Origin of the sequence: Cupriavidus sp. DL-D2 (assembly GCF_039710735.1) — a bacterium.
In the GTDB taxonomy this organism is placed as follows: Bacteria; Pseudomonadota; Gammaproteobacteria; order Burkholderiales; family Burkholderiaceae; genus Cupriavidus.
Genome location: NZ_JBDKXK010000004.1, coordinates 110,646 through 131,227 on the forward strand (window position 1 = coordinate 110,646; position 20,582 = coordinate 131,227).

Annotated in this window: 24 protein-coding genes; 17 read left to right on the plus strand and 7 right to left on the minus strand. The window is 64.6% G+C overall.

The window, feature by feature from the left end; genetic code table 11:
- The first annotated feature begins 66 nt into the window (after window positions 1-66).
- The 3 genes from secB to ABDB81_RS03410 all read left to right on the plus strand — a co-directional run bounded on the left by secB (window position 67) and on the right by ABDB81_RS03410 (window position 2,909).
- A complete protein-coding gene (gene secB / locus ABDB81_RS03400) occupies window positions 67-585 on the plus strand; it encodes a protein-export chaperone SecB (protein WP_137925962.1) in 519 nt (172 codons plus the stop codon).
- A 151-nt stretch (window positions 586-736) separates the two neighbouring features.
- The gene (locus ABDB81_RS03405) at window positions 737-1,762 is read left to right on the plus strand and encodes an NAD(P)H-dependent glycerol-3-phosphate dehydrogenase (protein ID WP_160471328.1); all 1,026 of its coding nucleotides are present in this window, start codon (window positions 737-739) and stop codon (window positions 1,760-1,762) included.
- Window positions 1,763-1,928: 166 nt separating this feature from the next.
- Entirely contained in the window at window positions 1,929-2,909 is a 981-nt protein-coding gene (locus ABDB81_RS03410) for a tripartite tricarboxylate transporter substrate binding protein (RefSeq protein ID WP_346809789.1), read from the plus strand.
- Here ABDB81_RS03410 and trmL read toward each other — a convergent pair whose 3' ends face one another.
- Window positions 2,910-3,380 (minus strand): tRNA (uridine(34)/cytosine(34)/5-carboxymethylaminomethyluridine(34)-2'-O)-methyltransferase TrmL, encoded by a 471-nt coding sequence (gene trmL / locus ABDB81_RS03415; RefSeq protein ID WP_137925965.1) that lies wholly within the window; start codon window positions 3,378-3,380, stop codon window positions 2,910-2,912.
- Between the two features lie 50 nt (window positions 3,381-3,430).
- Entirely contained in the window at window positions 3,431-4,210 is a 780-nt protein-coding gene (locus ABDB81_RS03420) for a ComF family protein (protein ID WP_237380016.1), read from the minus strand.
- 42 nt (window positions 4,211-4,252) lie between these two features.
- Here ABDB81_RS03420 and ABDB81_RS03425 point away from each other — a divergent pair, with 42 nt between their 5' ends.
- The 8 genes from ABDB81_RS03425 to ABDB81_RS03460 all read left to right on the plus strand — a co-directional run bounded on the left by ABDB81_RS03425 (window position 4,253) and on the right by ABDB81_RS03460 (window position 10,996).
- The gene (locus tag ABDB81_RS03425; protein ID WP_160471335.1) at window positions 4,253-5,191 is read left to right on the plus strand and encodes a methyltransferase domain-containing protein; all 939 of its coding nucleotides are present in this window, start codon (window positions 4,253-4,255) and stop codon (window positions 5,189-5,191) included.
- 265 nt (window positions 5,192-5,456) lie between these two features.
- Window positions 5,457-6,020 (plus strand): DUF2244 domain-containing protein, encoded by a 564-nt coding sequence (locus tag ABDB81_RS03430; RefSeq protein WP_160471338.1) that lies wholly within the window; start codon window positions 5,457-5,459, stop codon window positions 6,018-6,020.
- Window positions 6,021-6,031: 11 nt separating this feature from the next.
- Window positions 6,032-7,300 carry a cytochrome c oxidase subunit II gene (gene coxB, locus ABDB81_RS03435; protein ID WP_346809792.1) on the plus strand — a complete coding sequence of 423 codons (1,269 nt, stop codon included), beginning with the start codon at window positions 6,032-6,034 and terminating at the stop codon, window positions 7,298-7,300.
- A 39-nt stretch (window positions 7,301-7,339) separates the two neighbouring features.
- A complete protein-coding gene (ctaD, locus tag ABDB81_RS03440) occupies window positions 7,340-8,980 on the plus strand; it encodes a cytochrome c oxidase subunit I (protein ID WP_137925970.1) in 1,641 nt (546 codons plus the stop codon).
- A gap of 64 nt (window positions 8,981-9,044) precedes the next feature.
- Window positions 9,045-9,191: a cytochrome oxidase small assembly protein gene (locus tag ABDB81_RS03445; RefSeq protein WP_171020433.1), complete on the plus strand. Its 147-nt coding sequence runs from the start codon at window positions 9,045-9,047 to the stop codon at window positions 9,189-9,191.
- Window positions 9,192-9,227: 36 nt separating this feature from the next.
- Window positions 9,228-9,821: a cytochrome c oxidase assembly protein gene (locus ABDB81_RS03450; RefSeq protein WP_137925971.1), complete on the plus strand. Its 594-nt coding sequence runs from the start codon at window positions 9,228-9,230 to the stop codon at window positions 9,819-9,821.
- Window position 9,822: 1 nt separating this feature from the next.
- The gene (locus ABDB81_RS03455; RefSeq protein WP_137925972.1) at window positions 9,823-10,038 is read left to right on the plus strand and encodes a DUF2970 domain-containing protein; all 216 of its coding nucleotides are present in this window, start codon (window positions 9,823-9,825) and stop codon (window positions 10,036-10,038) included.
- Window positions 10,039-10,135: 97 nt separating this feature from the next.
- Window positions 10,136-10,996 carry a cytochrome c oxidase subunit 3 gene (locus ABDB81_RS03460; protein ID WP_137925973.1) on the plus strand — a complete coding sequence of 287 codons (861 nt, stop codon included), beginning with the start codon at window positions 10,136-10,138 and terminating at the stop codon, window positions 10,994-10,996.
- Window positions 10,997-11,101: 105 nt separating this feature from the next.
- On the opposite strand, the gene ABDB81_RS03465 is transcribed toward ABDB81_RS03460, so the two are convergent.
- Window positions 11,102-11,311, minus strand: a complete 210-nt coding sequence (locus ABDB81_RS03465) for a twin transmembrane helix small protein (RefSeq protein WP_130392173.1) — start codon at window positions 11,309-11,311, stop codon at window positions 11,102-11,104.
- A gap of 57 nt (window positions 11,312-11,368) precedes the next feature.
- Between ABDB81_RS03465 and ABDB81_RS03470 the strand changes: the two genes are divergently transcribed.
- The 5 genes from ABDB81_RS03470 to ABDB81_RS03490 all read left to right on the plus strand — a co-directional run bounded on the left by ABDB81_RS03470 (window position 11,369) and on the right by ABDB81_RS03490 (window position 15,621).
- Window positions 11,369-12,157: an SURF1 family protein gene (locus ABDB81_RS03470; protein ID WP_137925974.1), complete on the plus strand. Its 789-nt coding sequence runs from the start codon at window positions 11,369-11,371 to the stop codon at window positions 12,155-12,157.
- 17 nt (window positions 12,158-12,174) lie between these two features.
- Complete coding sequence (locus tag ABDB81_RS03475) at window positions 12,175-12,822, plus strand: cytochrome C oxidase subunit I (protein WP_237380020.1); 648 nt, start codon at window positions 12,175-12,177, stop codon at window positions 12,820-12,822.
- Window positions 12,823-12,866: 44 nt separating this feature from the next.
- The gene (locus ABDB81_RS03480) at window positions 12,867-13,970 is read left to right on the plus strand and encodes a COX15/CtaA family protein (RefSeq protein WP_137925976.1); all 1,104 of its coding nucleotides are present in this window, start codon (window positions 12,867-12,869) and stop codon (window positions 13,968-13,970) included.
- Window positions 13,967-14,911, plus strand: coding sequence for a heme o synthase (gene cyoE, locus ABDB81_RS03485; RefSeq protein WP_171020434.1), 945 nt, complete (start codon window positions 13,967-13,969; stop codon window positions 14,909-14,911). The genes ABDB81_RS03480 and cyoE overlap by 4 nt, the downstream gene beginning before the upstream one ends.
- Before the next feature lie 95 nt (window positions 14,912-15,006).
- Window positions 15,007-15,621: an SCO family protein gene (locus tag ABDB81_RS03490; protein WP_137925977.1), complete on the plus strand. Its 615-nt coding sequence runs from the start codon at window positions 15,007-15,009 to the stop codon at window positions 15,619-15,621.
- 71 nt (window positions 15,622-15,692) lie between these two features.
- Here the strand turns inward: ABDB81_RS03490 and rpoH are convergent, their stop codons facing one another.
- On the minus strand, window positions 15,693-16,628 hold the full coding sequence (rpoH, locus tag ABDB81_RS03495; protein WP_137925978.1) for an RNA polymerase sigma factor RpoH: 936 nt from the start codon (window positions 16,626-16,628) through the stop codon (window positions 15,693-15,695).
- A 341-nt stretch (window positions 16,629-16,969) separates the two neighbouring features.
- On the opposite strand from rpoH, the gene ABDB81_RS03500 reads away from it, so the two are divergent.
- The gene (locus tag ABDB81_RS03500) at window positions 16,970-17,842 is read left to right on the plus strand and encodes a pirin family protein (protein WP_137925979.1); all 873 of its coding nucleotides are present in this window, start codon (window positions 16,970-16,972) and stop codon (window positions 17,840-17,842) included.
- Window positions 17,843-17,860: 18 nt separating this feature from the next.
- Here ABDB81_RS03500 and ybiB read toward each other — a convergent pair whose 3' ends face one another.
- The 3 genes from ybiB to ntrB all read right to left on the minus strand — a co-directional run bounded on the left by ybiB (window position 17,861) and on the right by ntrB (window position 20,582).
- The gene (gene ybiB / locus ABDB81_RS03505) at window positions 17,861-18,844 is read right to left on the minus strand and encodes a DNA-binding protein YbiB (RefSeq protein ID WP_137925980.1); all 984 of its coding nucleotides are present in this window, start codon (window positions 18,842-18,844) and stop codon (window positions 17,861-17,863) included.
- An 80-nt stretch (window positions 18,845-18,924) separates the two neighbouring features.
- Complete coding sequence (locus tag ABDB81_RS03510; RefSeq protein WP_137925981.1) at window positions 18,925-19,728, minus strand: ABC transporter ATP-binding protein; 804 nt, start codon at window positions 19,726-19,728, stop codon at window positions 18,925-18,927.
- A gap of 11 nt (window positions 19,729-19,739) precedes the next feature.
- Entirely contained in the window at window positions 19,740-20,582 is an 843-nt protein-coding gene (ntrB, locus tag ABDB81_RS03515) for a nitrate ABC transporter permease (protein WP_202126724.1), read from the minus strand.

Below are 20,582 nucleotides of genomic sequence, written 5' to 3' on the forward strand. Positions count from 1 at the left end.
GGCGGATCTAGACCGCCGGCAGCGCATGGCGCAGCGCGCCCAAACCGATCCATCCGGAAGCCTTTCATGAGCGACCAGCAACAAGCTACCCAGCAGGACGACCAGCCCTTCTTCAACATCCAGCGCGTGTACCTGAAGGACATGTCGCTCGAGCAGCCGAACTCGCCGGGCATCTTCCTCGAATCGGAAGCGCCGTCCGTCGAGGTGCAGGTCAATGTGGGTGCCGCCCAGCTGCAGGAAGGCATTTTCGAAGTCGTGGTGACCGGCACCGTGACGACCAAGGTGCAGGACAAGGTTGCGTTCCTCGTGGAAGCACACCAGGCCGGTATCTTCGATATCCGCAACGTGCCCGCCGAGCAGCTCGACCCGCTGCTGGGCATCGCCTGCCCGACCATCCTGTACCCGTACCTGCGCGGCAACATCGCCGACGTGATCACGCGTGCCGGCTTCCAGGCCATCCACCTGTCGGAAATCAACTTCCAGGCGCTGTACGAGCAACGCCTGCAAGCCGCGATGGAAGAAGCACAAGGCCAGGGCGCAGAGTCGGGCATCGTGCTGCCGGACGGCAGCCAGGCTCGCCACTGATTGCGTCACTGATCAGGCGCGTGATCCGAATCGCATTCGGATTTCGGCAAACGGGGCTTCGGCCCCGTTTTGCTTTGTCGGGCGCTGATCGATCCGTTGGCGTCCATACTGTCGCCATGACACTGCTCACCGCCAATCTCGCGGAACAGCCATGAAAATCACGATACTCGGTGCAGGCGCCTGGGGCACCGCGCTGGCCAGCCACGCCGCTGCCGATACCCGCCACGATGTGGTGCTCTGGGGCCGCGACGCGGACCAGTTGGCCGCCATCTTCGCCACCGGCATCAACGCGGCCTACCTGCCAGGCGTACCACTGTCCGGACGTCTTGCTTACGATCCCGATTTCGACCGCGCCGTAGACCATGCGGTGTCGGATGCCAATGGCCTGTTGATCGTCGCCACGCCCGTGTCGGGCCTGCGCGAGATGACGCGGCGACTGGCTGCGCGTCGCAAGGGGCCGTTGGCCATGCTCTGGCTCTGCAAGGGGTTTGAAGCGGAGACACACGCGTTGCCGCACCAGATGGTCCGCGAGGAACTGGACGCGCTTGGCGTGGCACCCGGCGAGATCGAGTACGGCGTGCTGACCGGTCCGAGCTTTGCCCGCGAAGTGGCACAGGGCCTGCCGTGCGCGCTGACCGTGGCAGGCACGACGCACGCGCTGACCGATCGCGCGCAGGCGGCCTTCCACCATCACGCGATGCGGATCTATGGCAGCGATGACCTGACGGGCGTCGAGGTCGGCGGCGCGGTCAAGAACGTGCTGGCGATCGCCACGGGCGCGAGCGATGGCCTGGGTCTTGGGCTCAACGCACGCGCGGCGCTGGTGACGCGTGGACTTGCCGAGATGACGCGGCTAGGGCTGGCGCTCGGTGGACGCACGGAAACCTTCATGGGCCTGGCTGGCATGGGCGACCTGATCCTGACCGCCACGGGCGACCTCTCGCGCAATCGCAAGGTCGGCCAGCAACTGGCGGGCGGCAAGACGCTTGAGCAGATTCTGGCGGATCTTGGCCACGTTGCCGAGGGCGTACGCTGTGCGCAGGCCGTGGCGGCGCTGGCGGGACGATTGGGTGTGGAGATGCCGATCACGCGGGCTGTGTGTGCGGTGCTGTTTGAGGGATTGCCTGTGGCGGATGCCGTGGCGAGGTTGTTGCAGCGGGATGCGCGGGATGAGTGAAATCCCTGCGCTGTCTCTGTTGAACTGCTAGCCCTCTCCCCCGCCCCTCTCCCGCAGGCGGGAGAGGGGAGCAAACCGATTGGGTCCGATATGCCCGTGGTTTCTCCCCTCTCCCGCGACGCGGGAGAGGGGCTGGGGAGAGGGCAGGCGCATCTCTTTCGAAAACATGCCAACCCGCCGCCAATCCCTTAAAGCCCTGCTCGCCGTCACCACTGCGACAGCTTTCCCCGCCTTCGCCAACGACACCTGGCCCACCCGCCCGATCCGCATGATCGTGCCGTTTCCTGCCGGGTCTTCCCCCGACCTGATTGCACGCATCGTCACGGAGAAACTGGCGCATGTGCTGGGCCAGCCGGTCGTGGTCGAGAACCGGCCGGGGGCGGGCGGCAACATCGGCACGGGACTCGTTGCCAAGGCAGCCCCCGATGGCTACACGCTACTGTTCACGATCAATGGGCCGTTGGTCACCGCGCCGTCGCTGTACCGGAACCTCAGCTACGACCCGATGAAGCAACTGGCGCCGATCACGCTGGTGGCCACGTCGCCCAATGTGCTGGTAGTGGATGCGAAGCTGCCGGTGCATAGCCTGCGCGATTTCGTGGCACTGGCGAAGTCGAAGCCGGGCGCGCTCAACTACGGCTCGGTCGGCAATGGCAGCGCCGCGCATCTGGCGATGGAGCAGTTGAAGGCCATGGCCGGGATCGATCTGGCGCATGTACCGTATCCCGGCTTTCCGCAGATCACCACGGCCATCGTGGGCGGGCAGGTGCAGGCGGGTTTCATGGTGCCGGCGATTGCGATGCCGATGGTCAACGCCGGAAAGTTGCGGCTGCTGGCCGTGACGACGACTGGGCGCACAGCGCTGCTGCCCTCGGTGCCCACGGTTGCGGAATCGGGCTATCCGGGATTCGAAGCGATCTCGTGGCAGGCCATTCTTGCGCCAGCGGGTACGCCGGTATCGATCGTGGATCGGCTCTATCGGGAACTGGTGAAGATCATCGGCAGCGAGGACGTGCGCGAGCGGATGCGGGCGCAGTACTTCTCGCCAGCCGGCACGGCGCCTGCGTCATTGCGACAGATGATGGCGCTGGAGAAAGCGCGCTGGGAGCGCGTGATCCGCGCGGCGGGCGTCACGCCCGAGAACTGATCAGGCGCCGCCTGCGTAGCCGTTCTGGCGCCAGGCTTCGAAGACCACCACGGCCACCGTGTTCGACAGGTTCAGGCTGCGGTTGTCAGGGCGCATCGGCAGGCGGATGCGCTGCGCAGCAGGAAACCACTCGCGGCGTTCCGGCGCCAGGCCGCGTGTTTCCGAACCGAACACGAACCAGTCGCCCGGCTGGAAGCTCATCTGCGCGAAGGGCGTGGAGCCATGCGTGGTCAGCGCGAACATGCGCGACGGGTCGGGTTGCTCGGTAGCCATCAGCGCCTCCCAGTTCTCATGCACGCGCATCGGCGCGAACTCGTGATAGTCGAGTCCGGCGCGGCGCATGCGCGCATCTTCCAGCGGGAATCCCAATGGCTTGACCAGATGCAGCTGCGCGCCGGTATTGGCGCACAGGCGGATCACATTGCCGGTGTTCGGCGGGATTTCGGGTTCGACCAGGACGACGTTGAACATGGGATGGACTCGGGAAACGGGGCGCAGCTTACCGCTTACCGGCGCGGGTGTCACGGCGTGCGCAGTGCCGCGATGGCCGTGACGCGCGCCGCGCCGTGCGCTTTCAGCACTCTGGCGGCTTCGCGCAGCGTGGCGCCGGTTGTCATCACATCGTCAATCAGGCCGACATGGGTGCCAGATACGGCCCCGGCATCGCTCAGCCCAAACGCATCGCGCAGGTTGGCATGCCGGGACGCGAGATCGAGTGCACGCTGGCTTGGCGTGTCGCGGTCGCGGACCAGCTGGGTTGCAGAACTGGCGATGCCGAGCTGCCGGGCCAGCGGCCGGGTGATCTCCCATGCCTGATTGAATCCGCGTTCTGCCAGGCGGTGCGATGAAAGCGGGATGGGCAGCAGCAGGTCGGGGAGGGGCGTCGCGCGAAGCTGGCTGGCCAGTTGCACAGCGATCCACCCGGCGGCGGGCAGCCGGGCGCCGAACTTGAGCCGCAGGATCAATCGGTCGAATGGAGCGGCGTAGTCGCCAAGCGTCAGCGTGGCGTCGATCGGATCGTCGTCGGCACAAGTGCCACACAGGCCCACACTATCGGGCATGGCGCATCGGGGGCAGCGTGGCACGGGCCGCAGCAGCGCGTCCGCGCAAGCGGTGCAGACCACTTCACGCTGGACCTGCTCGCAGATCAGGCACGCCGACGGCAGCAGATCTGGCCACAGGCTTGTCACGTGATCGACGAGGGCCGCTCCGGCAGCCTTCCATCCGCGCGCGTATACTTCGGGGCCTGCCCGGCCGCCTCGCGCGGCCTCGTCCATGGAAGGTGCGACAGTTTGTCGCATCGCCCGCCGATCCCCATCCGTTTCTTGCTGCCCTGTCCGTCCGTGTCCCTGCATGCTTCCGAATCCCCCGATGCCTGGTTGCCGCCCGCGCGGCTGACCCGGCTTGCCTTCGACCGCCGCAGCCCGCGCTTCGGCCAACTCGATTTCCTGCTTGGCGAGATTGGCCAGCGCATGCAGGAGCGGATGGAGGTGGTCAAGCTGCAACCGCGCCGCGCGCTCGATATCGGCTGCGGCCACGGGCAGGGTCTGGCGGGTTTGCGTGCACGCTTTCCCGACGCGCAGATTGCCGGGCTCGATATCTCCGGCGCGATGTTGCAACAGGCCGGGCAGCGCGATCCGCAGCGCCGGCCCGGCTGGATCGGCCGCATGCTGGGCAAGCGGCCGATGTTCGATCTGGTGCAGGGCGATCTTGCCACATTGCCCTTCGGCGCCGCCAGCTTCGACCTGCTGTGGTCGAACCTCGCGCTGCACTGGCACCCGGAGCCGCATCGCGTCATGCCCGAGTGGCACCGCGTGACGGCCGATGAAGGCCTTGTCATGTTTTCGCTGTTCGGGCCCGATACGCTGAAAGAACTGCGCAACGCGTTTGCCGATGTCGATCTGGACGCGCACACGCTGCGTTTCGTCGATATGCACGATATCGGCGACATGCTCGTGCACAGCGGCTGGTCCACACCCGTGATGGACATGGAGACGCTGACCGTCACCTACGAATCCCCGGAGAAGCTGTTGCAGGAAGTGCAGGCGTTCGGTGGCCTCCGTCGTCCGGGCAACCCCGGGCTACGGGGCCGCCGCTGGCATCGCGCCGTGCTGGCCGCGCTCGATCGGCAACGTAACGCGGATGGCGTGATCCCGCTGACATTCGAGATTGTCTACGGCCACGCATGGAAAATTCCCCCGCGTGGCAAACAGGCGACTGACGATCAGGGGCGTGCCATCATCCCGGTCGACAAGATCGGCCGCGCACCTCGCCCCCGCTGACGCGCGGGGGGCACCACGGTTGCCCGACAATCGGACCGCATCGTTTGTGTTGCCTATCGGGCCCTGTGGTGTCATGCACAAAAATGCGCACGAGGCAAGCACTTCGGTCAAATCCTAAGTTGTTCGAGTATGCGAAGGGTCATATAATGGCCCGGTTTGTCGCAGTGGTCCCCTGGCACAAGAACGCTTCTGGAATGCACTTCGCACGTGCTCTCCTTGTGGCGCCTTTCGTCCCGGGTGTGCATCCGATGCAGAGTGGTTGGCGATGCAAGACTTGGGTATCGCATTCCAGACGGCAGTAGGTGACTCCGGCGGAAATCTCGACGGACGCACCCCCTTGCCGAGCAACTGGCTGATGAAGCGGAATTGCTCGCTCTCTCCCCGCCAGGTTGCCTGGTTCTACTTCTCCATCGCATGTTTCTCGATTGCCGTCGCGGCGTTTGTCACCGTGTGGCATGGGGCCTGGCTCGTGTTGCCGTTTGCGGGCCTGGAACTCGCGGGGCTGGGGATTGCCCTGCTGGCGTATGCGCGCCATGCGACGGATTATGAACGCGTGTGTGTAACCGACGGCATGCTGGTCGTGGAGACAGCCAGCGCCAGCCGGATCACGCGGGAAGTCTTCAATCCGCACTGGGTGCGGGTTGAACTGGGTGAATCGTTCCGGGCGCTGGTGGTCTTGCGGTCGGACAAGCGCACGGTACGGGTGGGGTCGTATCTGGACCCGTATCGGCGGCGCAAGTTCGCGCAGGAACTCGTGGCGGCCCTGCATGGCATCCGGACCGGATGCGACGCAGGGCAGGGCGGGGACAGATTTGAATCTGCAGATTAGGTAGATAAACAATGAAAATGTGGAAGAAGGCATCCGCAGCATGTCTGGCGGGGGCATCCCTGCTCGTCAGCCAGGCGGCCTCTGCTGTCAGCGACATGCCAGGCGGTCCCGCCGTACGGCAGCTGAACCTGACCGAACCCGTTACAAAAATCGCCGAACAGATTCACTGGCTGAACTGGATGATGCTCATCATGTGCACGGTGATCTTCATCGCCGTGTTCGGCGTGATGTTCTATTCCATCTTCAAGCACCGGAAGAGCAAGGGCGCCAAGTCAGCCTCGTTCCACGAAAGCATCACCGTGGAAGTGGTCTGGACCGTCATCCCGTTCCTGATCGTGATCGCAATGGCGCTGCCTGCCACCAAGACCGTGGTGGCCATGAAGGACACCACCAACTCGGACATCACGATCAAAGCCACCGGCTACCAGTGGAAGTGGGGGTACGACTACCTCAAGGGGCCGGGCGAGGGCATCTCGTTCGTGTCCACGCTGACCACGCCGCGCGAGCAGATCAACAACCAGCAGGAAAAATCGAACACCTACCTGATGGAGGTGGACAACGAGCTGGTGGTCCCGGTCAACAAGAAGGTCCGTATCGTCACGACGGCCAATGACGTGATCCACGCCTGGATGGTGCCGGCCTTCGGCGTCAAGCAGGACGCGATCCCCGGCTTCGTGCGCGACACGTGGTTCCGCGCCGAGAAGACCGGCGTGTACCGTGGCCAGTGCGCCGAGCTGTGCGGCAAGGAACACGCGTTCATGCCCATCGTGGTGCGCGTGGTGTCCGACGCCGAGTACACGAAGTGGGTCGACGATCGCAAGAAAGCCATGGCCGCTGCCGCCGACGATCCCAACAAGACGTGGACGATGGACGAGATCAAGGTGCGCGGCGAGAAGGTCTACGCCGCCAACTGCGCGGTCTGCCACCAGCCCAACGGCAAGGGCGCCGGCGCATTCCCGGCGCTGGACGGCTCGAAGGTGGTCACCGGCCCGAAGGCCGGCCAGATGCACATCCTGCTGGAAGGCAAGGCGGGCATGCCGTCGTGGAAGCAACTGTCCGATACCGAGCTGGCTGCCGTGATGACGTACACGCGCAACAGCTGGAGCAACAAGACCGGCGAAGTGATTCAGCCGGCGGACTTCGTGAACGCCCGTGCGGGCAAGTTCCCGGAAGGCGGCGGCGCACAAGCCGGCGCTGGCGATGCAGCCCCCAAGGCCGTAACGCCGACCGAGTCCAAAGACAAGCAGGCCAGCCTCGCGGGCAACCGCGTCGCAGGCTGACCCGCGGCTGCCCCGCATTCAGCAATTGGAGTCATTGCGATGAGTACCGTTACCCCGGAGACACTGGGCCATCCGCACGACCACGCGCACGATCAAGGGCATGGCCACGGCCATGACCACGATCACGACCACGCGCACGATCATCCGCATGGCTGGCGCCGGTGGCTGTTTGCCACCAACCACAAGGACATCGGCACGCTGTACCTGCTGTTCTCGTTCACGATGCTGCTGTCAGGCGGCGCGCTGGCACTGCTGATCCGCCTGGAGCTGTTCGAGCCGGGCCTGCAGTTCTTCCGCCCCGAACTGTTCAACCAGTTCACCACGATGCACGGCCTGATCATGGTGTTCGGCGCGATCATGCCTGCGTTCGTGGGCTTCGCGAACTGGATGATCCCGCTGCAGATCGGCGCATCGGACATGGCGTTCGCGCGCATGAACAACTTCAGCTTCTGGCTGATGCCGCCGGCCGCGCTGCTGCTGGTGGGTTCGTTCTTCGTGCCGGGCGGCGCCACCGCCGCGGGCTGGACGCTCTACGCGCCGCTGTCGGTGCAGATGGGCCCCGGCATGGACATGGCGATCTTCGCCATGCACATCATGGGCGCGTCGTCGATCATGGGCTCGATCAACATCATCGTCACCATCCTCAACATGCGCGCCCCCGGCATGACGCTGATGAAGATGCCGATGTTCTGCTGGACGTGGCTGATCACCGCCTACCTGCTGATCGCCGTGATGCCGGTGCTGGCTGGCGCCATCACGATGGTGCTGACCGATCGCCACTTCGGCACGAGCTTCTTCTCGGCAGCCGGTGGTGGTGACCCCGTGATGTACCAGCACATCTTCTGGTTCTTCGGGCACCCCGAGGTCTACATCATGATCTTGCCCGCGTTCGGCATCGTGTCGCACGTGGTGCCGGCCTTCGCGCGCAAGCGTCTGTTCGGCTATAGCTCGATGGTGTACGCCACGGCGTCGATCGCGATCCTGTCGTTCATCGTCTGGGCGCACCACATGTTCACCACGGGCATGCCGGTGACGGGCCAGCTGTTCTTCATGTACGCGACGATGCTGATCGCGGTGCCTACGGCCGTGAAGATCTTCAACTGGATTGCCACGATGTGGCGCGGCTCGATGACGTTCGAGACGCCGATGCTGTTCGCCATCGGCTTCATCTTCGTGTTCACGATTGGTGGCTTCACGGGCCTGATGCCCGCCGTGGCACCGATCGACATCCAGTTGCAGGACACATACTTCATCGTGGCCCACTTCCACTATGTGCTGGTGGCGGGCTCGCTGTTCGCGCTGTTCGCCGGCTTCTACTACTGGGGGCCGAAGTGGAGCGGGTTCATGTACGACGAGATGCGCGGCAAGATCCATTTCTGGGGCTCGCTGATCTTCTTCAACGTGACCTTCTTCCCGATGCACTTCCTGGGCCTGGCCGGCATGCCGCGCCGCTACGCGGACTACCCGACGCAGTTCACGGACTTCAACGCCGTGGCCTCGCTGGGTGCGCTGGGCTTCGGTCTGATGCAGGTGTACTTCTTCTTCGCCGTGGTGCTGCCGTCGTACCGTGGCGGCGAACCCGCTGGTGACAAGCCGTGGGATGGCGCCGAAGGTCTGGAGTGGACCGTGCCGTCGCCGGCACCGTTCCACACCTTCGAAGAACCGCCGCACGTTCGGTAACAGGTATTTGCAGCAGGGCCGGATGCCTCGCGCATCCGGCCACTCAGTTGAAAACACGAGAATCATGCAGACCCCAGCAAAAAGCCCGTCGCACACCGAAAGACAAGCCAGCCAGAAAGCCGCCAACCGGCGCCTGGGCCTGATCCTGCTGTCGATCGTGGCGGTCTTCTTCCTGGGGTTCTTCGCCAAGATGGTTTTCCTTGGCGGCTGAACCCAGAAAAGAAAAATGACATAGCAGGAGACAGGCGTGGATGCGCAGGACAAAGCCCTAGAAAAGCGTTTCAACCGCGGCATGCTGATGCGGCTGCTGGTGCTGGTGACGCTCATGTTCGGCTTTGGCTACGCGCTTGTGCCGCTGTACAAGGCGATCTGCGATATCACCGGGTTGAACGTGGTCACCACGCGCGACCTGCACGGCGCTGGATCGCTGAAGAATACGCAGGTGGACAAGAGCCGCACGATTACCGTGGAGTTCGATTCCAACGCGCGTGGACCGTTTGCGTTCCGGCCGGTGAAGCACTCGATGGAAGTGCATCCGGGCGAGCTGACGACGATCGTGTACGAAGTGGCGAACGGCCAGACGCGCGATATCTCGGCGCAGGCCATTCCGAGCTACGCGCCGAAGCAGGCGACCGAGTATTTCAGGAAGGTGGAGTGTTTCTGCTTCAAGCAGCAGACGCTGAAGGCGAACGAGGCGCGCGAGATGCCGGTGGTGTTCGTGATCGATCCGAAGCTGCCGAAGGATGTGAAGAACATCACGCTGTCGTACACGTTCTTCGAGGTTGGCACCCCGGTGGCACAGGCCCCGGCGGAACCGGCCACCGAGCAGAAGGGGAGTTGAGATGCCGACGAACGATCCCGTCAATCGCAAGCTGTCTTTCGGGCAGACGATACGCGCGGTGCTGTGGTCGTTCATCGGGTTGCGCAAGGGATCGGAGCACGAGTCTGATATGGCGCGGCTCAATCCGATTCACGTGATCATCGCAGGGCTGATTGCGGCGGCGGCATTCGTGGCGATCCTGATCGTCATCGTGAAGATCGTAGTCAGCCAGGCATAGCAGGGCAGCAGATACAAAGCGAGCACGCCCCCGGCAGACGTCTGGGCCGGATGGGCGGAAAACCATGAAATCGAGACTTTGAGCTGGAGATAGAAGAATGAGTGCGAATCGCGCAAACGCCCCGTACTACTTCGTGCCGGGCCCGTCGCGCCATCCGATCACGGCGGCTTTCGGCCTGCTGCTGACCGGTGCCGGCGCGGCCGGCTGGGTCAACGGGCAGCCCTGGGCGCCCTATGTTTGCGGCTTCGGGCTGATCTGGTTCCTGTTCGTGCTCAAGAGCTGGTTCGGCGACGCCATCGGCGAATCCGAAGGCGGGCTGTACGGCAAGAACATCGACGTGTCGTTCCGCTGGTCGATGGGCTGGTTCATCTTCTCCGAGGTGATGTTTTTCGCGGCGTTCTTCGGCGCACTGTTCTACGCGCGGACCATCGCCATGCCGTGGCTCGGTGACCTGAACAACAAGATCATCTGGCCGGACTTTGCCGCCGTGTGGCCCAACACCGGCCCGGCGGGCGTGGTGGAAGACTTCCGCACGATGGGTCCGTGGCCGATCCCCACGATCAACACGGCACTGCTGCTGACATCGGGCGTGACGCTGACCTGGGCGCACCACGCACTGCTGGCCGGCAAGCGTAGCCAGGTGATCCAGGGCCTGGCGCTGACGGTGCTGCTGGGTGCGATCTTCATGGGGCTGCAGGCGTACGAGTACATCCACGCTTACCGCGACCTGAACCTGAAGCTGACCTCGGGTGTCTATGGTTCGACGTTCTTCCTGCTGACCGGCTTCCACGGCTTCCACGTGACGATGGGCGCGATCATGCTGGCGGTGGTGCTGGGCCGCGTGCTCAAGGGCCACTTCACGCCGGATCACCACTTCGCGTTCGAAGGCGCCGCCTGGTACTGGCACTTCGTGGACGTGGTGTGGCTGGGTCTCTACGTGGTGGTGTACTGGCTGTAAGCGCGGCCGCCCGCGTGGCGGCTTGCCGTACCGATGCAGAGTCGAAGCGCCGCGAGGGCCAGGGGTCCGGCGGCGCTTCTGTTTTTGTCGGGGAAGGTTGCTCGCTCAGGGCGACATCTGGATGCCGGTGCTGTGAATCCAGCCCATCCAGTTGGCAAACAGGATAAACAGGAACAGCGCCACCGAGAAGCCCACGCGCAGCATCAGCGAGCGCATCATGTTGGGCGTGCGGCCCCGGTCGCGCATCATGAAGAACAGCGCGGAGGCCAGGCTGCCGATGATCAGGATGAAGGCAACAATGATGACAAAGCGCATGGCGGGGCCTGTTCTGGGAAGCGCCCATTATGGCATCGCATCGCAGCGGGAAAACCCGTGACGACCCGTACGAAGCGCGTGTTGTGGCGCTCACCCGGTGCGGTGCCGATCATCGCGGCGCTGGTGGTGATTGCCGTGACCTGTGCGCTCGGCAACTGGCAACTGCGTCGCGCGCACGAGAAGATCGATCGCGCGGAGCGGCTGACATCGCTGGCGGCACAGCCGCCGGTGGAACTTGCTGCAGGCAGCGACGCGCAACTCGTCGATCGCAAGGTCCGCGCATGGGGCACGTTCGACGCGGCGCATACCGTGCTGCTCGACAACCGTCCGCATGGCAACGGCACGGACACGCGCGCGGGATTTCTGGTTCTGACGCCGTTGCGTCTGGCCGATGGTGCCGCGGTGCTGGTGCTGCGGGGCTGGCTGCCGCGCAATGTACAGGACCGAACGCGGATCGCGCCTTTTTCGACGCCATCCGATGAGGTGCAGATCGACGGCACGGCACTTGCCGGTGTGCCGCGTGTCTACAGCATGGGCCGTGACCCGGCGGCAGAAGCCGGGCAGAAGATCCGCCAGAATGTGGACCTCGCCGCGTTGTCGCGCGAGATCGGCGCACCACTGCTGCCTTTGGTACTGGAGCAATCCAGCGATAACGCCGACGGCCTGGCGCGCGACTGGGCGCCGGCCGACCTCGGCGCCGATCGTCACTATGGCTACGCCGCGCAGTGGTTCGGGCTGGCTGCCCTGACGCTGGTGCTGCTGGCCGTGCTGGGCTGGCGCCGCGCCCGACTCGAACGCCGGGAGGGGCCGCAGGCCGCATCGGCACAGAACCTAACCGAACGATGAACGTACAGACCGAACCCATGTCGCAGCAAGATCCTTCGGCCACGCCCCAGCCACCTGCCGACGCCCGCATCGATGCGCGCACACGCCGTGGCCGCCTGCAGATGCTCATGCTGCTGCTGGTCTGCGCCTCGCCGGTGCTGTTCTCGTACTTCACGTACTACGTGATCAAGCCCGAGGGCGGCAGCACCAACTACGGCGCCCTGATCGATCCGCAACGTCCCATGCCGGCCGTCACGCTGACCGACGAGCGCGGCCAGCCAATGCCGCTGGCGCAACTGCGCGGCAAGTGGGTGATGCTGATGACCGATCCGTCGGCCTGCGGCGAGGCCTGCGCGCGCAAGCTGTTCACGATGCGTCAGATCCGGGCGGGGCAAGGCGAGAACCGCGAGCGGATCGTGCCGGTCTGGCTGATCCAGGATGCGGGCGAGGTGGACGGACGGCTCGCCGCCGCCTACAACGAACCCTATGCCGGGGTGCGATTCCTGCGCATGGACGCCGGGGCCATCGCAAAATGGCTGCCGGCCCGCGAGGGTGGCCGCGTCGAGGACACGATCTTCCTGGTGGACCCGCTCGGCAACCTGATGATGCGCTGGCCCGCCGATCCCGATCCGGCCAAGGTCAGCAGCGACCTCAAGAAGCTGCTCAAGTACTCGCGTATCGGATAATGGTCGGCTTCTAAGGTTTTTACGATTTCACCGGTTGTATCGCAATGCTGCTCCAGCTCGCCATCATTGGCATCCTGATCGCCCTGCTGCCACTGTCCTATGTGATGGTGCGCGGCAGCCGTGACAAATACCGCAAGCTCGTGTGGATCACGGCGTTCCTGACGCTGGACCTGATCATGTTCGGCAGTTTCACGCGGCTGACCGATTCCGGGCTGGGTTGCCCGGACTGGCCCGGCTGCTACGGCCACTCCAATCCCCATTCGGCAATGGAGCCGATCCGCGCTGCCGAGACCGCGCTGCCCAGCGGCCCGGTCACGCTCATGAAGGCGTGGATCGAAATGATCCATCGCTACTTCGCCATGGCGGTGGGCGTGCTGATCATCTCGCTGATGGTGCTGGCCTGGGTCAAGCGGCGCGAACTGCGGCAATCGCCGTGGTTCTCCACGGGCGTATTCGTGCTGGTCTGCGTGCAGGGGCTGTTCGGCGCGCTGACCGTGACGATGAAGCTGCAGCCGATCATCGTGGTCACGCACCTGATGCTGGCGATGCTGCTGCTCGCGTCGCTGATCTGGCTCGGTTCGCGCAACGATCCGCCGCATCCGGTGGCGCCGCAGGCGGCGTCGCTGCGCCGGGCCGGCGTGCTGGCCGTGGTGCTGCTCGTCATCCAGATCTTCCTGGGCGGATGGGTGAGCACCAACTACGCGGTGCTGGCCTGTACCGATTTCCCGCTCTGCAACGGCCAGTTGGTGCCCGAGATGGACTTCCGGCACGGCTTCACGCTGTGGCGACAACTCGGGATGACGGCGGATGGCGACTACATCCCGCACGCGGCGCTGGTGGCCATACACTGGGTGCATCGCGGCTTCGCATTCGTGGTGCTCGGCTACCTGCTCTGGTTCGGCCTGCGGACGATGCGGCTGGAGGGTCTGGCGCGCCACGGCAAATGGTTGCTGGCGGTGCTGGCGCTGCAATTGGCGACGGGTTTGTCGAACATCGTGTTCGACTGGCCGCTCGGCGCGGCGGTGTTACACAATGGTGGAGCAGCCCTGCTTTTGATACTGTTACTCCGTCTCAACTACAATATCGGCCTCGCGACCCGCTCCGCAGGCGCCGCCGCTCCTACCCGGATAGCCGCGCGCGTCACATGAAGGACAAGATGCCCCCCGCCGTTTCCGCCACCGCTGCCCATCCCCGTTCCCCGGTGGGCCGATTCGTCCACCTGGCCCGCCAGTACGCCGCGCTGACCAAGCCGCGCGTGACGCAGCTGGCCGTGTTCTGCGCCGTCATCGGCATGTTCCTGGCCACGCCGGGCATGGTGCCGTGGCCGGTGCTGATCGGCGGCGCAGCGGGTATCTGGCTGCTGGCCGGCGCGGCATTCGCCATCAACTGCCTGGTGGAACAGAAGATCGACGCGCGGATGCGCCGTACGGCGTGGCGCCCCTCGGCCACCGGCGAGATCACCACCGTCCAGACGCTGATCTTCTCGGCCGTGCTGGGCGGCGCGGGCATGTGGTTGCTGCACGCGTACGCCAATGACCTGACGATGTGGCTGACCTTCGCCACATTCCTCGGTTACGCGGTCATCTACACGATCCTGCTGAAGCCGGCCACGCCGCAGAACATCGTCATCGGCGGGCTGTCGGGCGCCATGCCGCCTGCGCTGGGCTGGGCCGCCGTGGCAGGCACCGTGCCAGCCGAGGGCTGGTTCCTGGTGCTGATCATCTTTACGTGGACGCCGCCGCACTTCTGGGCGCTGGCGCTCTATCGCCGGGCCGACTACGAGAAGTCCGGCCTGCCGATGCTGCCAATCACCCATGGCGAGCGCTACACGCTGCTCCACATCCTGCTCTATACGCTGGTGATGATCGCCGCCACGCTGCTGCCGTTCGTCTACGGCATGAGCGGCTACATCTATCTGGCCGCCGCGCTGGGGTTGGGGCTGGTTTTCCTGGGCTACGCCTGGGCGCTGTTCCGCAACTATTCGGACCAGCTGGCGCAGAAGACCTTCCGCTACTCGATCCTGTACCTCTCGCTGCTGTTCGCGGCGCTGCTGGTGGATCACTACTTCAAGTTCGTGCCGCAGATCTGACGCACCTGCCTGCGGCATCTTGACGCGCCCGGGAGCCAGCGCCGATGTGATCGGCGATACTTTCGGGCGTCTCTCCCCCTTCCTCCCACTGCCGCATGCCGAATTTCTCCACGAGTTTCTCCCTGTTGCGCCGCCTCTGCCTGCTCGCGCTCTGCACGCTGTTCCTCGCCGCGTGCGGCCAGCCGAAGCCTTCGTTCAAGAATGTCGATATCTCGGGCGCGTCCGATTTCGGCAAGGACTTCGCGCTCCAGGACCCCACGGGCAAGACGCGCACGATGGCGGACTTCAAGGGCAAGGTCGTGCTGATGTTCTTCGGCTACACCCACTGCCCCGACGTGTGCCCGACCACCATGGTCGAACTCAAGCAGGTCATGGAACAGATGGGCGCCGATGCCGACAAGGTGCAGGTGCTGTTCATCACCGTGGACCCGGAGCGCGACACGGCGCAGTTGATGGGGCAGTACGTGCCGGCCTTCGACTCGCGGTTCATCGGCCTGCGTCCCGCTGACGAAGTCGCGCTGAAGAAGGTGGCGAAGGACTTCAAGGTCTATTACGCCAAGGTGCCGGGGACGTCACCCCTGAACTACACGATGGACCACTCGGCCGGCAGCTACGTGTTCGACCAGAACGGCCAGCTGCGCCTGTTCATCCGGCATGGACAGGGCCCGGAACCCATCGCGCATGATTTGAAGGCGCTGATGGCCTCCTGAGCGTTCCACGGGGCATGAAAACAAAAAGGCCGGTCAGTTGACCGGCCTTTCGTACTTTCGGGGAGCGAGAGTCAGGCGAAAGCCGCCAGCGCACCCTTCATCTTCTTCATCGCCGCCGATTCGATCTGGCGGATACGCTCGGCCGATACACCAAACTCGTCAGCCAGTTCGTGCAGCGTGGAGCCACCCGAGCCGTCATCGTTCACGTCGAGCCAGCGCGCCTCGATGATGCGGCGGCTGCGCGGATCGAGCTTGGTCAGGGCTTCTTCCAGACCCTCGACCTGCAGGCGGTCCTGACGCTTGGCTTCCAGCACCTTGGTCGGCTCGTTGTGGTTGTCCGCGAGGTAGGCGATGGGCGCGAAGTCTTCTTCGCCATCGTCGACCTGGCCTTCCAGCGCCAGATCACCGCCTGCCATGCGGGTTTCCATCTCCATCACTTCCTCGGGCTTCACGTTGAGCTCGCGCGCAACGGCTTCCACCTGTTCGGGCGTGAAGGTGTGCAGGCCGGTCTTGTGGCTGCGCAGGTTGAAGAACAGCTTGCGCTGGGCCTTGGTGGTCGCCACCTTGACCATGCGCCAGTTCTTCAGCACGTATTCGTGGATCTCGGCCTTGATCCAGTGCATCGCATACGACACCAGCCGCACACCCTGCTCGGGGTCGTAGCGCTTCACGGCCTTCATCAGGCCGATGTTGCCTTCCTGGATCAGGTCGGCGTGGGGCAGGCCATAGCCCAGGTACTGGCGGGCAATGGACACCACCAGGCGCAGGTGCGACATGACCATGCGACGCGCGGCGTCGACAGATTCGTTGTCGCGCAGGTCGCGCGCCAGCCGAAGCTCTTCCTCGGGGGTGAGCATCGGAATACGGTGGACGGCCTGGATATAGCTTTCCAGATTGCCCAGCGTGCCCGGGAACGTCAGCGCGAAAGCGTTCGCAGCAGCGTTCTGGGGCGCCGTCGGCAGACGGCGGGAAACTTGGTTTTGATCGGCAGACAGGACTGCGTTCACTTTGACTCCTTTCGCATCCGGCTGGCAGTTGCCGGTGTGTCCCGGTGGGACACCGCATTGCAACGCATATTAGCACTCGAACCGGACGAGTGCTAAGTTTGAGGTCTTATGGAAATGATAGTTCCAGACGATCAGAAGCTATTTTCAAATAGGCACAAAACTTTGCTCCGGTGCCCCGGATCCGCGACTGGCAAGGGTTTGACGGCCGCGCTTCCTCAACAGGAATGTTAGAGGGCGTTCTTGTCCATCGGTTTCCTACGAATTCTGAGGAATTCTGGGATGGTCTATTGCTGGATTCGCTACACTGGAAGTTGTTTTTCAGCCCCTTTCCGGAGCCATCCATGTCTGCTATCGAACACTTGCTGAAACCCCACGTCCGGGACATCGGCGAGTTCACAGTGCGCCGCCTGCTGCCGGCCGCTACCACCCAGACCGTCGGACCTTTCATCTTCTTCGATCACATGGGGCCTGTGGAGATGGCGCCCGGCCAGGGCATGGATGTGCGTCCGCATCCGCATATCGGGCTCGCCACCGTGACTTACTTGTTCGAGGGCGAGATCATGCATCGCGATAGCCTGGGCAGTGAACAGGTCATCCGCCCTGGCGACGTGAACTGGATGACGGCCGGACGCGGGATCGCACACTCAGAACGGTCGCCGGACGCCGCGCGCGAGGCCGGGCCGCGCCTGCATGGCATCCAGACCTGGGTGGCGCTGCCGAAGGCGCACGAGAACGATCCGCCCTCGTTCCACCATCACCCCGGCGCCACGCTGCCCAAGCTGGAACTGCCTGGCGTGCGCATGACCGTGATCGCTGGCGATGCGTTCGGCGCCGAGTCGCCCGTGCGTGTCTATAGCCGCACCTTGTACGTGGCAATCGAAATGGAAGCGGGCGCCAGTCTTGTGATTCCGGCGGAGCACGTACAGCGCGGGATCTATCCGGTGGACGGCAATGTGGAACTGGATGGCGAGACGCTGCCGGCCGAGCACCTGGTGACGCTGACGCCGGGCGAGCCTGTCACGGTGACCGCCACAATCCCGTCGCGCCTGATGCTGCTGGGCGGCGATCCCACTGACGGCCGGCGCTTCATCTTCTGGAACTTCGTGGCCAGCAGCAAGGACGCCATCGAGGAAGCCAGCCAGCGCTGGCAGGACGACCAGTTCCCGCACGTACCCGGCGAGACCGAACGCATCCCGCTGCCGACACGGCGCTAGGCGCCCTTTACCTGTTCGTCAGACCGGGCTGGCCCAGGCCACCCGGGTGGCCTGCTTCAGGCATTCCTTGATCGTCTCGACCTGGGTGGCGATCGGGGCCGGCACGGGTGCCGCACCGTCGAGCACCTGCCGGATCCACGCAGCGGTGGCCGCCACATCGGTGCCCGGTGGCAGTTCGGGTACGTCGCCAATCGAGCCTGTAACCGGATCGATCATCGTCTGCTGATGGCCGTCGTGCATCCAGTCGATGCGCGTACTGCGCCGCGCGTCGGCCACCACCTCGCCTTCCGTCCCGCGTCCCAGCAATACATTGGCCGGTTCGTGCGAGAAGTAGTCGGTCAGCGTCTCGCGGTACTCGGGGTGGGTGTAGCTGTAGAGTCGCAGCGCCTCGCCCGGTGTGTGCTGGCCCACCGGCTGCAGCATCTTGACGATGGTGTGCGACGAATTGCGCAGGCCGATGATCGAACGCTTGTCGAGCAGCGCCGAGATTGCGGGCGACAGCACGTCGATGGGCAACACCGCCAGCGGATGCGATGATGCGGCCAACTGATCCTGTGCGGCCTGCGTGCTGGAAGCCAGCGGCACGCCCAGTGCTTCGAACAGTTCGAGGCTGGTCACCCGGCCTGCAAATGCGCGCACGCCATGCACCAGCGTCGGCACGCCATCGCGCGCCAGCAGAAGGGCCAGCAGCGGCACCAGGTTCGGTTGCTTGCGCGCGCCGTTGTAACTGGGGATGACCACGACGGGTTTGTCGGCGGGCGCTGCCAGCGGCTGGCAGTGCGCGTGCGCGGCTTCGAGCATGCCGGCCAGTTCGTGCGGGGCCTCGCCCTTGATGCGGTAGGCCATGAGCACCGCGCCCAGCTCGATATCGGAAACACGGCCGGCCAGCATGGCATCGAAGAGTGCCTGCGCGTCTTCGCGCGGCAGGGCACGGGCGCCATTGACGCCTCGGCCGATCTCCTTGATGTAGCGGGCGGCAGAAAACGGAGATGCAGAAGTCATGATGACTGCGGAATCGTGGGGGTGGCGTTCATGATAGCCCACGATTCCTGCTCGATCTGCACCATGACGCCACGGTTTGCTCAGGCAGCCTGTTGCAGCGCCGGATTGCGCTGCTTGCGGTACAGGAAGTCGAGCACGGCGGTACGGCAGGCGTGATAGGTGCGGTCGTCAGCCAGCGCCACGCGATCGCGCGGGCGCGGGATATCGACATGCAGGATTTCGCCAATCGTCGCTGCCGGGCCGTTGGTCATCATGACGATGCGGTCGGCCAGCAGCACGGCTTCGTCCACGTCGTGCGTGACCATGACCACAGTGCTCTTCGTCCGTTCGACGATCTTGATCAACTCGTCCTGCAGATGGGCACGCGTCAGCGCATCGAGCGCACCGAACGGCTCGTCCATCAGCAACACCTTGGGCTGGATGGCGAGCGCGCGGGCAATGCCTACGCGCTGCTTCATGCCGCCCGAAATTTCATGCGGATACTTTGCCTCGGCGTGAGTGAGTCCCACAAGCGCCAGCGTCTCGTGCGTGCGCGCCTTGCGTTGTGCGGCGTTCTCCGTGGCACCGAACACGCGGTCCACGCCGAGCAGCACATTCTCGAAGCACGTCAGCCAGGGCAGCAGCGAGTGGTTCTGAAATACCACGCCGCGCTCCGGGCCGGGCCCCGCGATCTCGCGCCCCGCGCAGATCAGTGCGCCGGTCGTGGGCGTGGTCAGGCCGGCAATCAGGTTCAGTAGCGTGGACTTGCCGCAACCCGAGTGGCCGATCAGCGTGATGAACTCGCCTTCGGCAATCGACAGGTCGATATCGCGCAGCGCCACGAAAGGTCCCTTGCGCGTCTTGAAGGTCTGTCCCACGCCTTCGATGCTGACGAATTTTTCCATGACGTCGCTCCTTAGGTATTGCCGTAGCTGAAGCGGCGCGCCAGGGCCAGCAGCAGGTGCTCCAGCACCAGGCCCACCACGCCGATGATGAAGATGGCGATGACGATGTGTTCGACCTTGAGGTTGTTCCACTCGTCCCACAACCAGAAACCGATGCCGGTGCCGCCCGTCAGCATCTCAGCGGCCACGATCACGAGCCACGCGGTGCCGATGGAAAGCCGCACGCCCGTGAGCATGTAAGGCAGCACGGCCGGAAACAGTACGCGGCGGAAGATCGTCCATTCGGAAAGATCGAGCACGCGCGCCACATTCAGGTAATCCTGCGGCACGCGCGTCACGCCCACTGCCGTGTTGATGATCATCGGCCAGATCGAGCAGATGAAGATCGCCCAGATGGCTGCGGGGTTGGCTGCCTTGAACAGCAGCAGTCCGATGGGCAGCCACGCCAGCGGCGACACCGGCCGCAGCAGGCTGATCACGGGCGCGGCCATCGCGTTCAGAAACGCGAATCGTCCGAGCAGGAAGCCAGCCGGAATGCCGATGACCGCTGCCAGCCCAAAGCCGGTTGCCACGCGTGCCAGCGACGCCAGGATGTTCCAGCCGATGCCCTGGTCGTTCGGGCCGTTGCGGTAGAACGGATCGGAGAACAGCGGCACGGCTGCATTCCATGTGGCACCCGGCGTGGGCAGCGACGGAATCATCGTGGCGATGCCGTGCCAGACGAGCACGAACAGCACGAAGCCCACCAGCGGCGGCACACACTTGAGCGTCAATGCGGAGATCGCCTCGCGCCGCGCGGCCTCCTTCTCCTGCGCGGCGATCTCCAGCGCACGGCGGCGCGTGTGCTCTTTCAT